Origin of the sequence: Brenneria alni (assembly GCF_003666245.1) — a bacterium.
GTDB classification, from domain to species: Bacteria; Pseudomonadota; Gammaproteobacteria; order Enterobacterales; family Enterobacteriaceae; genus Brenneria; species Brenneria alni.
On sequence record NZ_MJLZ01000013.1, the window covers coordinates 69,159 to 80,515 of the forward strand.

Annotated in this window: 12 protein-coding genes; 9 read left to right on the forward strand and 3 right to left on the reverse strand. The window is 49.9% G+C overall.

Features of this window, described 5'->3' with window-relative positions:
• Nucleotides 1-38 precede the first annotated feature (38 nt).
• Both BIY29_RS08105 and BIY29_RS08110 read left to right on the forward strand, forming a co-directional pair.
• Nucleotides 39-488 (forward strand): tripartite tricarboxylate transporter TctB family protein, encoded by a 450-nt coding sequence (locus BIY29_RS08105; RefSeq protein ID WP_121574632.1) that lies wholly within the window; start codon nt 39-41, stop codon nt 486-488.
• A gap of 12 nt (nt 489-500) precedes the next feature.
• Nucleotides 501-2,003 carry a tripartite tricarboxylate transporter permease gene (locus BIY29_RS08110; RefSeq protein WP_121574633.1) on the forward strand — a complete coding sequence of 501 codons (1,503 nt, stop codon included), beginning with the start codon at nt 501-503 and terminating at the stop codon, nt 2,001-2,003.
• Nucleotides 2,004-2,077: 74 nt separating this feature from the next.
• Here BIY29_RS08110 and glpE read toward each other — a convergent pair whose 3' ends face one another.
• The 3 genes from glpE to ulaG all read right to left on the reverse strand — a co-directional run bounded on the left by glpE (nt 2,078) and on the right by ulaG (nt 4,483).
• Nucleotides 2,078-2,404: a thiosulfate sulfurtransferase GlpE gene (glpE, locus tag BIY29_RS08115; RefSeq protein WP_121574634.1), complete on the reverse strand. Its 327-nt coding sequence runs from the start codon at nt 2,402-2,404 to the stop codon at nt 2,078-2,080.
• 100 nt (nt 2,405-2,504) lie between these two features.
• Complete coding sequence (gene ulaR / locus BIY29_RS08120; protein ID WP_121574635.1) at nt 2,505-3,260, reverse strand: HTH-type transcriptional regulator UlaR; 756 nt, start codon at nt 3,258-3,260, stop codon at nt 2,505-2,507.
• A gap of 158 nt (nt 3,261-3,418) precedes the next feature.
• Nucleotides 3,419-4,483 carry an L-ascorbate 6-phosphate lactonase gene (gene ulaG / locus BIY29_RS08125; RefSeq protein WP_121574636.1) on the reverse strand — a complete coding sequence of 355 codons (1,065 nt, stop codon included), beginning with the start codon at nt 4,481-4,483 and terminating at the stop codon, nt 3,419-3,421.
• Between the two features lie 406 nt (nt 4,484-4,889).
• Between ulaG and ulaA the strand changes: the two genes are divergently transcribed.
• The 7 genes from ulaA to glpD all read left to right on the forward strand — a co-directional run bounded on the left by ulaA (nt 4,890) and on the right by glpD (nt 11,188).
• A complete protein-coding gene (gene ulaA / locus BIY29_RS08130) occupies nt 4,890-6,287 on the forward strand; it encodes a PTS ascorbate transporter subunit IIC (RefSeq protein ID WP_121574637.1) in 1,398 nt (465 codons plus the stop codon).
• A gap of 17 nt (nt 6,288-6,304) precedes the next feature.
• Nucleotides 6,305-6,613 carry a PTS ascorbate transporter subunit IIB gene (gene ulaB / locus BIY29_RS08135; RefSeq protein WP_121574638.1) on the forward strand — a complete coding sequence of 103 codons (309 nt, stop codon included), beginning with the start codon at nt 6,305-6,307 and terminating at the stop codon, nt 6,611-6,613.
• A gap of 9 nt (nt 6,614-6,622) precedes the next feature.
• Nucleotides 6,623-7,090 carry a PTS ascorbate transporter subunit IIA gene (gene ulaC / locus BIY29_RS08140; protein ID WP_121574639.1) on the forward strand — a complete coding sequence of 156 codons (468 nt, stop codon included), beginning with the start codon at nt 6,623-6,625 and terminating at the stop codon, nt 7,088-7,090.
• Nucleotides 7,091-7,105: 15 nt separating this feature from the next.
• Complete coding sequence (locus BIY29_RS08145) at nt 7,106-7,759, forward strand: 3-keto-L-gulonate-6-phosphate decarboxylase UlaD (RefSeq protein WP_121574640.1); 654 nt, start codon at nt 7,106-7,108, stop codon at nt 7,757-7,759.
• A 9-nt stretch (nt 7,760-7,768) separates the two neighbouring features.
• Nucleotides 7,769-8,629 carry an L-ribulose-5-phosphate 3-epimerase gene (locus BIY29_RS08150; RefSeq protein ID WP_121574641.1) on the forward strand — a complete coding sequence of 287 codons (861 nt, stop codon included), beginning with the start codon at nt 7,769-7,771 and terminating at the stop codon, nt 8,627-8,629.
• Nucleotides 8,629-9,315, forward strand: a complete 687-nt coding sequence (locus tag BIY29_RS08155) for an L-ribulose-5-phosphate 4-epimerase (protein ID WP_121574648.1) — start codon at nt 8,629-8,631, stop codon at nt 9,313-9,315. Before BIY29_RS08150 ends, BIY29_RS08155 begins: the two co-directional genes overlap by 1 nt.
• A gap of 373 nt (nt 9,316-9,688) precedes the next feature.
• A complete protein-coding gene (glpD, locus tag BIY29_RS08160) occupies nt 9,689-11,188 on the forward strand; it encodes a glycerol-3-phosphate dehydrogenase (protein WP_121574642.1) in 1,500 nt (499 codons plus the stop codon).
• Nucleotides 11,189-11,357: the final 169 nt, after the last annotated feature.

Here is an 11,357-nt window from a genome sequence, read left to right on the forward strand (position 1 = left end):
AACAGGCAGGTGTTATGTAAATAGCACCTGATATAACGATGAGATTATCTATCTTTCTGCCAGTGCTTTTCTTGCTCTTCGGGGGAGGCATCCTCCTTTATTCACTGATCGCGCTTGGCGATATCACCGATTTCGGTGCTGGATTTATGCCGGCGATAATAGGATGTCTTATCGTTTTATTATCCGTTTTAGATTTCATTATTTCCTGGATGAAATCGAAGAAAGAAAAAGATCCTGGCATACCAGTCCCCTGGAGAGATTTAGCCAGCGTAGGTATGATAAGTATCGCCGTTATCTTTTATATATTCTTTGTTGATACGCTGGGTTTTATTCTGACATCGAGCGCAATTATCATTTCACTTTTACTTTTATTCCTGAAGAAAAATAAAATCATTGCATCAATTGCCGCTATAGGTATCTCTACAGGGATTTATTACCTGTTTGCAAAAATCCTATTAGTACCTTTACCTTCCGGTAGTTTTTTTTAATGGGGCCAGATTATGGATATCCTGATCAATGCCAGTGAATATATTACCCTGAGCGCCATCATCGCTATTTTAGGCGCAGGGTTGTTTGGTTTATTTGTTGGAGCCATACCTGGGCTTACCGCAACGATGGCGGTTGCGCTGTTAGTGCCATTTACTTTCTTCATGGAGCCGATTCCGGCGCTGGCCATGATGATCTCAGTGGGCGCCTCGACTATCTACGCTGGCGATATCCCCGGCGTATTACTGCGCATTCCGGGTACACCCGCTTCCGCCGCTTATGTGGATGATACCTACGCATTAAGTCAACAGGGCAAAACCAATTACGTTCTGGGCCTGGGGCTAAGTACATCAGTCATCGGCGGCATTATTGGCGCGATTGTACTCACCTTCGCATCGCCCTTGTTGGCGTCATTCGCATTAAAATTCAGTTCGTTTGAATATACCTGGCTGGCCTTGTTGGGTTTAAGCTGTTCAACCTTGATATCCGGGCAATATATTGTCAAAAGCCTGCTGGCGCTATTGCTGGGACTGGCTTTAGCCACCATCGGCTACGATGAGTTCACCGGACAACCCCGCTTTACCTTTGGTCAGGTTGCCCTGCTGGAAGGAATTAGTTTTATTCCCGCCATGATCGGCATGTTTGCCATTGCCAATGCCATTGAATATTACGCTAGTCGTAGCAAATCCCGGCACACCGCCGCTCCCCCTTTGCAGAAGGTTGAAAAAGCCTCATTCAATATTCTTTCCGGTATCAGCCCGGCGCTGAAGAAAAACCGTTTGGGGATTGCCCGCAGCAGCGCCATTGGTACGCTGATTGGCGTGCTCCCCGGCGCCGGGGCGGATATTGCCGCCTGGATCTCCTATGCCGTCGCCAAAAAATTTTCCCGCCACCCGGAAAAATACGGTAAAGGCTCAGAGGAAGCCGTTATTAATGCCTCATCAAGTAATAACGCCAGTCTGGCTGGCAGTTACATTCCTACGCTGGTATTTGGTATTCCCGGCGACTCGGTGGCGGCCATTGTTATCGGCGTACTCTATATGAAAGATATGCAACCGGGGCCATCTTTATTTATTTTTCATCCTGAAAAGTTATATGCCATATTTATCCTGTTTTTTATCGCCAACCTCGCATTACTGCCATTAGCGCTAATTGTGGTGAATTTCCTGAAGCGGCTTATCTCAATAAATAAAGATATTATATATCCGATCGTCATTGTCTTTAGCATTGTCGGCGCCTTCGCCATGAATAATTCTATGGCTTCGGTTATTGTTATGCTGGTTATGGGGATCATCGGCTATTATTTGCAAAAACATAATTACCCAATTGCGCCCATTATTTTAGGCATGGTGTTAGGCCCTATGTTTGAAAAAAGTCTGTTGGCCTCGCTGATAAAATCCGACGGAAATTGGATCGCCTTTGTCGAACGCCCAATATCTGCATTCCTGGCTATTCTCTTTCTTATCGTGGTTATTATGCAGGGCAAAAGCATTATCCAGACATTCAAAAACCAGTAGTGATCAAGCATCGTTAAATAACATTACCACTACAAAGAAAGTTCACAGGGTCTGAATGCAGACCCTGTTTAACATCAGGTTTCGCTGCTGTTGATCGCCTGCGGATAGCGGTTTTGCCAGGCCTCAAAACCGCCGTCAATGCTGAATACCGCATCAAAACCCAGGCTGATAAGGTACTGTGCCGCATTACGGCTGCTGATACCGTGATAGCAAATAACCATCACCGGCGCTGCAAGATCTGCCCCGCGCACGAAATCTGACAGTGTTTCATTGGTCAGATGTATCGCCCCGGGCACATGAGCCACCGCAAAGCTCTGCGGATCGCGGATATCGACGACAACGCCGCCTTGTTGCCAGCGGGAATAGGCCTTTTCAATATCAATCGCTTCAAATTGTTCCATTAAGGGTTACAGCCTGGTTAACCATAAAGAACACTATTCTAACCTGACCGTTCGCAGATTAAACCTTGCAGTTAAAATGGATATATGAAAAGCCCTGCCGTTACACCAATATCACATCCACGTTCTGATCGCGCAGTTGCGCCACTATCTGTGCATTAGCCTGTTTGCCGGTAATGACAACGTCAATCTGCTCCACCCGGCTGAACAACATACCGGCGCGTTCGCCCACCTTGCTGCTGTCCACCACCACCGCCAGCTTACCGACATAGTTCAGCATATTTTGTTCCGCCATCGCCGTCAGCATATCGGTTTTGTACAACCCTTCCGCCGTCAACCCTTTGCCGCTGGTGAACATCCAGTGCCCGGCATAAAGGCTGGCATCCCCCTCTTGCGGCGCCAGCGTAATGGACTGACTTTTGTTATATTGTCCACCCATGATGACGACGCTTTCGTGTTCCTGCTCAATCAGATAATTCGCCAGCGGAAGATAGTTGGTGATCACCTGAACGTCTTTACCGCATATTTCCTGCCCCAGTAAAAAGGCCGTAGAACCACAGTTGATCACCACGCTCTCCCCCGAACGGCACAGTTGCGAGGCGGCTTTGGCAATACGCATTTTTTCATCCAGATTTTGCGCCTGATAAATGTTGAGCGGCGTCCAGGCAGGGCGCGTAAAATTCACCGCTTCGGCGCCATTGCGAACTTTCCGCAACTTGCCTGACTCGTCAAGCTTATTAATATCACGCCTTGCGGTGGCGGGTGAGACATCAAAATGCGCGATAAGATCAGCAACGGTAAGCTGTCTTTGTCGTTGCAAAAAATCAATGATGGCATTATGGCGCTGAGATTCAGTCATGCGGACTCCGCTAAATGGATTCTAAAAACCGATTATAATAAGCATGATTGGTAATTTGAATCATAACTTGTCAAAAGTACGCACGGGGTATCGTCTACGGATAAAAGTGCGACGGAAAAATGAGTGATAAAAAGGGCGGACTACGCCGCCTTGTGGTTTTACAGGAAAGATTTAAACGGTAAATCCGGTTCGATAGTAAAACAATCATCAAACCCACGCGGATAGTGATACTCCAGATTATCCTTATCCTGCGGCCAGGTAAACTTACCGCCGACCTGCCAGATAAAAGGCTTGAAGCCATATTTCAGGCGATCTTTTTTCATCTCCCACAGCACACGAATTTCCCGAGGGTCGGCCTGAAAATTCGACCAGATATCATGATGGAACGGGATAACCACTTTGGCATTCAGTGCCTCCGCCATACGCAATATGTCGGAACTGGTCATTTTATCGGTGATGCCACGCGGATTCTCACCGTAGGAACCCAGCGCCACATCTATCTGATGCTCGTTTCCATGCCTGGCGTAATAGTTTGAATAGTGCGAGTCCCCGCTGTGGTAAAGATTGCCGCCCGGCGTTTTAAACAAATAGTTCACCGCCCGCTTATCCATGCCGTCTGGCAGTACGCCCGCTGCTTTCTCCTCTACCGGGAGCGTAATCAACGCCGTGCGGTCGAACGCGTCCAGCGCATGAATTTCAACATCCTTGATGGTGATGACATCCCCCGGTTTTACTACGATGCAGCGTTCACGCGGCACGCCCCAGCCAATCCACAGGTTCACACAGCTTTCCGGGCCGATAAAGGGCACGTTGCGGTCACCGTTTTTCATCACGGCGGCGGCCACATTCACATCGATATGATCATTATGATCATGCGTCGCCAGCACGGCATCAACCTGACGAATGGCAAAGGGATCGAGGACAAAGGGCGTGGTACGTAAATTAGGCTGTAGTTTTTTCACGCCCGCCATACGCTGCATTTGATGACCTGATTTCATCAACGGGTTATCGTGACTCTGTTTGCCCGTACCGCACCAGAAATCCACGCAAATGTTTGCCCCCTCCTCCGATTTTAACCAGATGCCGGTACAACCCAGCCACCACATAGCAAACGAACCGGGCGCCACCTGCTCCTGTTCTATTTCTTCATTCAGCCAGGTTCCCCATTCCGGGAAGGTATTCAGAATCCATGACTCACGGGTAATGCTCTCGATTTTACTCATAGTGTGAACCTCATCATCGGTCGTTTTGGCGCGTTGTTGAATAAAAAATCATAATTAGATCACAAAAATCAATATAATGATTTTATAAATCAAAATATCATCATAATGTCACACAAACAATCATGAAAAGTGATATAAAAATCATGCAGGACAAATAATTCTTTTGGTAAAGGTTATAATTAGCCTTCAAATAAATGTTAATTTAATAAAATTAAATGATGAAAATCACATTATCATTTAATAAATAACGCAAAATTTTACTTAAAAAAGCTTTTTTATTTTTTATCACAAATAATCAACAAATGACTTTTAATGATTTTAACTGGTTGATAAAGTAACTTTGCCCGCGCCAAAGCCATTCAAATATGGCGCGTAACAGAATGACCAAAAGCCGAACGGAGTGCTTATGGAAACCCTCTATAATGTCTTTACGATTTTCTTTAATCAGGTCATGACGAATGCCCCGCTGCTGCTGGGGATAGTGACGTTTTTCGGTTATTTACTGCTGCGTAAAAGCACCACCGTCATTATTAAAGGCACGATCAAAACCATCATTGGCTTTATGCTGTTACAGGCAGGTTCCGGCATTCTGACCAGCACGTTCAAACCGGTAGTCGCCAAAATGTCTGATGTTTATGGCATCAACGGCGCTATATCAGATACTTACGCTTCGATGATGGCGACTGTCGAACGCATGGGCGAGGCCTACAGTTGGGTCGGCTATGCCGTGCTGCTGGCATTGGCGCTGAATATTTTTTACGTCCTGCTACGCCGGGTCACCGGTATCCGCACCATCATGCTCACCGGTCACATAATGTTCCAGCAGACGGGGTTGCTCGCGGTCTTCTTTTACATCCTCGGTTATCCGATGTGGACCACCATCATCTGTAGCGCCGTACTGGTTTCCCTTTACTGGGGCATTACGTCGAATATGATGTACAAACCCACACAGGCGGTAACCGATGGCAGCGGTTTCTCCATCGGGCACCAGCAGCAGTTCGCCTCCTGGATAGCCTATAAGCTCGCGCCTTATCTGGGAAAAAAAGAAGAGAGCGTGGAACAACTGAAACTTCCGGGCTGGCTGAATATCTTCCATGACAACATTGTTTCTACCGCGCTGGTTATGACGGTTTTCTTTGGCGCGATCCTGCTTTCTTTCGGCCTGGACACCGTTCAGCAAATGGCAGGGAAAACGCATTGGAGCATTTATATCCTGCAAACCGGCTTTCAGTTTGCCGTCGCCATTTTCATCATCGTACAAGGCGTACGGATGTTCGTCGCCGAACTCTCCGAAGCCTTTAACGGTATCTCCCAGCGATTGATCCCCGGCGCCGTACTGGCTATCGACTGTGCGGCAATCTATAGCTTCGCGCCCAATGCCGTAGTATGGGGATTCATGTGGGGCACCATCGGTCAGTTGATTGCCGTTGGCATCCTGATTGGCAATGGCTCCCCGATCATGATCATTCCTGGTTTTATTCCAATGTTCTTCTCCAACGCCACCATCGGCGTATTTGCCAACCACTTTGGCGGCTGGCGTGCGGCGCTGAAGATCTGTGTGGCAATGGGCATGATCGAAATATTTGGCTGCGTATGGGCAATAAAACTGACCGGCCTGAGCGCATGGATGGGAATGGCGGACTGGTCAATTCTGGCGCCGCCGTTGATGCAGGGGTTAACGCTCGGCCTATGGTTTATGGGGATCGTTATCGTTATTGCGCTGATTTACATGGTCTTTGCCAGCCGCACATTACGGGCTGAAGAAGATGCCAAAAAGAAACTCGCGGAGTCCACTGCGAACTAATTCTGGAGGAAATCACTATGACCGTAAGAATTCTGGCTGTATGCGGCTGCGGGCAAGGCAGTTCAATGATCATGAAAATGAAAGTAGGCCAATTTTTGACGCAACAAGGTATCAGCCACACCGTCAATAGCTGTGCAGTAGGTGAATACAAAGCAGAACTGAGTGGCGCCGATATCATTATCGCTTCCACGCATGTCGCCGATGAAATCACCGTCAGTGGCAATAAATATGTCATCGGCGTGCGCAATATGCTTTCCGCCGCTGATTTCGGGCCAAAACTGCTGGAAATCATCAATGCGCACTTTCCTGCGAACGTAAAGCAATAGGGATCAACGATGAAACTACGCGATTCTCTGGCGGAAAACCATTCTATACGCCTGCAAACCGAAGCCAGTACCTGGCAGGAAGCGGTAAAAATCGGTGTTGATCTGCTGGTCGCCGCCGATGTCGTCGAGCCGCGCTACTATCAGGCCATTCTCGATGGCGTAAAAAATTTCGGCCCTTATTTCGTTATCGCCCCAGGCCTTGCTATGCCTCATGGCCGCCCGGAAGAAGGCGTCATAAAAACAGGGTTTGCACTGGTCACATTGAAAACGCCGCTGAACTTCAATCATGAAGATAACGATCCGGTCGACATCCTGATCACTATGGCGGCGGTCGATGCCAATACCCATCAGGAAGTGGGCATCATGCAAATCGTGAATCTGTTTGAAGATGAAGCCAACTTTGACCGCCTGCGCGCCTGTCGTACCGAGCAGGATGTACTGAATTTGATTGACCGAACCGCAATGGCGGCATACTGATTAAGGAGTTTGCTGATGTCTCATTTACCGATGTTACAAGTTGCGTTGGATAACCAAACGCTGGCGGATGCTTACCAAACCACCCGGCTGATCGCCGAAGAGGTGGACATTATTGAAGTGGGCACCATCCTGTGTGTGGGCGAAGGGGTACGTGCGGTGCGCGATCTGAAATCCCTTTATCCGCACAAGATTGTGCTGGCGGATGCGAAAATTGCCGACGCAGGGAAAATTCTTTCACGGATGTGTTTCGAAGCCAATGCCGACTGGGTCACCGTTATTTGCTGCGCGGATATTAACACCGCCGCTGGCGCACTGGAGGTCGCCCGCGAGTTCAAGGGCGACGTGCAGATCGAGCTGACCGGGTTCTGGACCTGGGAACAGGCTGAAGCCTGGCGGGATATCGGTATCCAACAGGTGGTGTATCACCGCAGCCGGGATGCACAGGCCGCGGGAGTCGCCTGGAGCGATGCCGACATCAACGCGATTAAGCGGCTGGCCGCTATGGGTTTCAACGTTACCGTCACCGGTGGCCTGGCATTAGATGATTTGCCATTGTTCAAAGGTATTCCCATTCATGTATTCATTGCTGGCCGCAGTATTCGTGATGCAGCAAACCCGGTAGAAGCCGCTCGTGAATTCAAACGCAGCATCGCCCAGCTCTGGGGATAAGGTGATTTCATGCTCACGAAAGCGGTTCCTCTCGGTATTTATGAAAAAGCGCTGCCACCGGGCGAAAGCTGGCTGACGCATCTGCAACTGGCGAAAGAACTGGGTTTTGATTTTGTCGAAATGTCGGTAGACGAAAGTGATGGCCGACTGGCGCGGCTTGACTGGAGCCGTAAGCAACGCCTGGAGCTGGTCAGCGCTATTTCCATCAGCGGTATTCGTGTCCCGTCCATGTGCCTGAGCGCCCACCGGCGCTTCCCGTTGGGTTGCGAAGATGACGACATTCGCAATCAGGGGCTGGAAATCATGCTCAAGGCCATCCGTCTGGCGCAGGATGTGGGAATTCGTGTCATTCAGCTCGCCGGTTACGATGTCTACTACCAACAGGCTAACGATCTCACCCGGGAACGTTTCCGCCACGGCCTGCAACTGGCCGTGGAAATGGCCAGCCGGGCGCAGGTCACGCTGGCGATGGAAATCATGGACTACCCGTTAATGAATTCCATCAGCAAAGCGCTGGGCTACGCGAACTATCTCAATAATCCGTGGTTCCAGCTTTACCCGGATATCGGCAACCTGTCCGCCTGGGATAACGATGTACAAATGGAGCTGAGAGCAGGGAAAGGCCATATCGTGGCCGTGCATGTTAAAGATACCCGACCGGGGGTTTTCAAAAATGTGCCGTTCGGCACCGGCGTGGTTGATTTTGCACGTTGCTTTACCACACTCAGGGAAAGCGGCTACTGCGGCCCTTATCTGATCGAAATGTGGAGTGAAACGTCGCCCGACCCGGTAAAAGAAATCACCGCTGCGCGTGACTGGGTAAAACAACAGATGGCTCAGGCCGGTTTACTGATGGAGGAAGTCGCATGATAGAGCCGCTAAAACAGCAGGTTTTTGATGCCAATATGGCGCTTCCGCGCCACGATCTGGTGACCTACACCTGGGGTAACGTCAGCGCAATCGATCGGCAACGGCAGCTCATCGTCATCAAGCCCAGCGGGGTGGCTTATGACATCATGCAGGCCGGTGACATGGTGGTGGTTGATATGCAGGGAGAGGTGGTGGAAGGCAAATACCGGCCCTCTTCCGATACCGCCACGCATCTGGAGTTATATCGCCGCTATCCGCAAATAGGCGGGATCGTCCATACCCATTCCACTCACGCTACCGCCTGGGCGCAGGCGGGGTTAGCGATCCCCGCACTGGGTACGACACACGCCGACTATTTTTATGGCGATATTCCCTGCACCCGGCCTTTAACGCCACAGGAAGTGGAAACGGAATATGAGAAGAATACCGGCGTCGTCATTGCTCAAACGCTTGGCGACGGCAATCCGCTGCATACACCGGGGGTCATTGTTTATCAGCATGGGCCTTTCAGTTGGGGCAAAGACGCCGATGAAGCGGTGCACAATGCGGTGGTGATGGAGGAAGTGGCGAAAATGGCGTGGATCGCCTGTTCGATTAATCCACATCTGCATTCGATCGACGGCTATCTGATGAATAAACACTTCAACCGTAAGCACGGCCCCCATGCCTATTACGGGCAGCAATAACCTTTATAAACCTGCGCCAGCGGCGTAATTTCAGCCACAAGCCCGGGTTCGTAGGGGGGGCGCTTGAACCACCCTACGTCGGGTGCGTACTACAATGTAGTATAAAAATGGCGGCATTGTGGCGCACGAAATATTCTCAGTTGTTAAATATTTCAATTTCTGGGCAGCCATACTGCATTAATGCCAGACTCGCTCTGCTTCTTCATTCTTTCTTCACCTCAATACCCCTATTTTTAATGTGACAACCATCATCAAATTGTTAGCTGCATCACGCATAAATGTTTTTATTTGGTTAAGCATTAGCTGCCTTGTTTGTTTTCGATTATTATAATGCGCGAAAACGAACATTTTTATTTTAACGGTGGAGGTAAACGTGGAAACCAAAGATCTGATTGTGATCGGCGGCGGCATTAACGGCGCAGGCATTGCCGCAGACGCCGCTGGCCGTGGGTTATCCGTCTTGTTGCTGGAAGCACAGGATCTGGCCAGCGCCACCTCCTCCGCCAGCTCTAAATTGATTCACGGCGGCTTACGCTATCTGGAACATTATGAGTTTCGCCTGGTCAGCGAGGCGCTCTCCGAGCGTGAAACCCTGCTGAAAATGGCGCCCCACATTATTTTCCCCCTGCGATTCCGCTTACCGCATCAACCACATCTGCGCCCGGCATGGATGATCCGCATCGGTCTGTTTATGTATGACAACATTGGCAAACGGGTTAGCCTGCCTGCCAGTAAAAGCGTGAAATTCGGCGCAGGATCGGTATTAAAACCAGAACTGACACAAGGTTTTGAGTATTCAGACTGCTGGGTGGATGATGCGCGTTTGGTGGTATTGAATGCGCAGGAAGTCACCCGGCGCGGAGGGGAAGTGCGTACCCGCACCAACGTCGTCAGCGCCCGGCGGGAACAAGGTTTGTGGGTGGTGGAAGCCGTCGATTCAATCAGCGGTGAAACACTCACCTGGCGCGCCAAAGGTCTGGTCAATGCCACAGGCCCGTGGGTGAAGCAGTTCTTTGATGAGGGCCTGCAACTGAAATCGCCTTATGGCATCCGTCTGATCAAAGGCAGCCATATCGTGGTGCCCAAAGTCCACAACCAACCTCAGGCTTATATTCTCCAGAATAAAGATCACCGCATTGTGTTTGTGATCCCCTGGCAGGATGAGTTTTCTATTATCGGCACCACCGATGTGGAATATCATGGCGAGCCGCATAACGTGAAAATCGACGATAGCGAAATTGACTACCTGTTGGAGGTTTATAACGATCACTTTAAGCAACCGCTCACCCGTGATGATATCGTCTGGACTTATTCCGGCGTGCGACCATTGTGCGACGATGAATCAGACTCTCCGCAAGCCATCACCCGCGATTACACGCTGTCGGTTGACGATGAACACGGTAAGGCTCCGCTGTTATCCGTATTCGGCGGCAAACTGACCACCTACCGTAAGCTGGCGGAACATGCGCTGGATAAGCTGGAAAAATATTACCCTCAGGCGGGGAAAGCCTGGACCAGGAATACCGTTTTACCCGGCGGAGATATCTCTGGCACGCGTGATGACTACGCCGCCGCCCTGCGCCGCCGCTTTAATCTGCCGGAAGCGCTGGCGCGCCGCTATAGCCGGACATATGGCTCAAACAGCGAGCTGATTCTGGCGAATGCCAACGGTCTTGCCTCTCTGGGTGAGCATTTCGGCCACGACCTGTATGAAGCAGAACTTCGCTATCTGGTTGAGAAAGAGTGGGCGGTCGCACTGGATGATGTCATTTGGCGACGAACAAAACTGGGTATGTGGTTAAATGCAGCACAGCAACAGCGCATCAGCGAGTGGCTGGATGCCTATCGCCATCCGGTAGAAAAAGTCAGCTAACCCTTCCCCGCATAACGTTTACATTTTTGTAAACGTTATGCATCATCGGTAAGCATCAAATCCTCCCGTCTGTTATTTCTCTGGCTAAAAAACCGTTTTTTTAACCAGGACACACCCTAAAACCGAATTTATATCATTTTTAATCTATTTCCATGCCCAGGTATATTAC

What these genes read in the sequence shown, in the direction of transcription:
- BIY29_RS08105 (WP_121574632.1), top strand. Translation starts at nt 39, where the DNA reads ATGAGATTATCTATCTTTCTGCCAGTGCTTTTCTTGCTCTTCGGGGGA.
- BIY29_RS08110 (WP_121574633.1), top strand. Translation starts at nt 501, where the DNA reads ATGGATATCCTGATCAATGCCAGTGAATATATTACCCTGAGCGCCATC.
- BIY29_RS08150 (WP_121574641.1), top strand. Translation starts at nt 7,769, where the DNA reads ATGCTCACGAAAGCGGTTCCTCTCGGTATTTATGAAAAAGCGCTGCCA.
- ulaR (WP_121574635.1), bottom strand. Translation starts at nt 3,260, where the DNA reads ATGACTGAATCTCAGCGCCATAATGCCATCATTGATTTTTTGCAACGA.
- ulaB (WP_121574638.1), top strand. Translation starts at nt 6,305, where the DNA reads ATGACCGTAAGAATTCTGGCTGTATGCGGCTGCGGGCAAGGCAGTTCA.
- ulaG (WP_121574636.1), bottom strand. Translation starts at nt 4,483, where the DNA reads ATGAGTAAAATCGAGAGCATTACCCGTGAGTCATGGATTCTGAATACC.
- ulaA (WP_121574637.1), top strand. Translation starts at nt 4,890, where the DNA reads ATGGAAACCCTCTATAATGTCTTTACGATTTTCTTTAATCAGGTCATG.
- BIY29_RS08145 (WP_121574640.1), top strand. Translation starts at nt 7,106, where the DNA reads ATGTCTCATTTACCGATGTTACAAGTTGCGTTGGATAACCAAACGCTG.
- ulaC (WP_121574639.1), top strand. Translation starts at nt 6,623, where the DNA reads ATGAAACTACGCGATTCTCTGGCGGAAAACCATTCTATACGCCTGCAA.
- glpE (WP_121574634.1), bottom strand. Translation starts at nt 2,404, where the DNA reads ATGGAACAATTTGAAGCGATTGATATTGAAAAGGCCTATTCCCGCTGG.